This is a genomic window from Kitasatospora sp. NPDC058243 (genome assembly GCF_042882025.1).
Lineage (GTDB): Bacteria > Actinomycetota > Actinomycetes > Streptomycetales > Streptomycetaceae > Kitasatospora.
In genome coordinates this window covers 276-1,152 of the sequence record NZ_JBHVWW010000174.1, presented here as the reverse complement: position 1 = coordinate 1,152, position 877 = coordinate 276, and the positions used below count along the sequence as shown (strand labels likewise).

The 877-nt window shown below is 67.5% G+C and carries 1 pseudogene; it reads right to left on the bottom strand.

Annotated elements, in window-relative coordinates:
* Positions 1 to 769: pseudogene (locus ACFVX9_RS39885) on the bottom strand (transposase); the annotation flags it as partial.
* Positions 770 to 877: the final 108 nt, after the last annotated feature.

Sequence of the window (877 nt, the reverse complement as noted above, 5' to 3'; positions counted from 1 at the left end):
TCGGGGATGACTGCTTTGATTCCGTGTTTGCGCAGGTAGGAACGGTTGCCGCGGGAGGAGTAGGCCTTGTCCCCGGCGACCGCGCCGGGCCGGGTGCGGGGACGGCCGACGGGCCCGCGGACCCGTACCTTCTTCAGGACGGGGATGAACTGAGGGCTGTCCGCGGCCTGGCCCTCGGTCAGGAGGAATACCAGTGGCCGGCACTTCCGGTCGCCGGCAAGGTGGATCTTGCTGGTCTGTCCGCCCCTGGAGCGTCCGAGCAGGGCGGCTTTCAGCCGGAGCTTGCGCCGGCGCCGGATTCGTCGCCGTTCTTCCCGCTCCGGGTCACCTGCAGCGGTCTGCCCGCTTTGTTCCTCCAGGCCTCCCCTTTTTTCCGGGCCTTCTCCGCCTCTCCTGCGGCCTTCTCCAGGGCGTTCACGGTTTCGGAGTCGAGGTGCATCCCGGCGGCGTCGTGATGGGCCCGCACGGTGGTGGAGTCCACGCTGACCAGTGACAAGTCCACCTCGTCCCGCTTCGCGGCCAATGCGATCAGCTCCTCCAGCAGGGCTTCGAAGACGCCGGCGTCCCGCCAGACCCGGAAACGGCCGTAGACCGTCGGCCAGGGGCCGAACTCAGCGGGCATCTCCCGCCACTGAGCGCCGGAGCGGAACCGCCAGATCACGCCCTCGAACTGATCCCGCAACCTCTCGGGGTACGGGCCGTACTCGCCGATCGGCAAGTACGGCCCGATGAACATCCACTGCTCGTCGGTGAGTTGCCTGCGCGTCACACACAGCGTCATACCGGATTCCGCATTCAGACGGGCACACAGCCGTAACACTAATCACCGCATCCCACAGGGCCCCGCCTCTGGTCGCACTCGCGGTGCATGTACCAG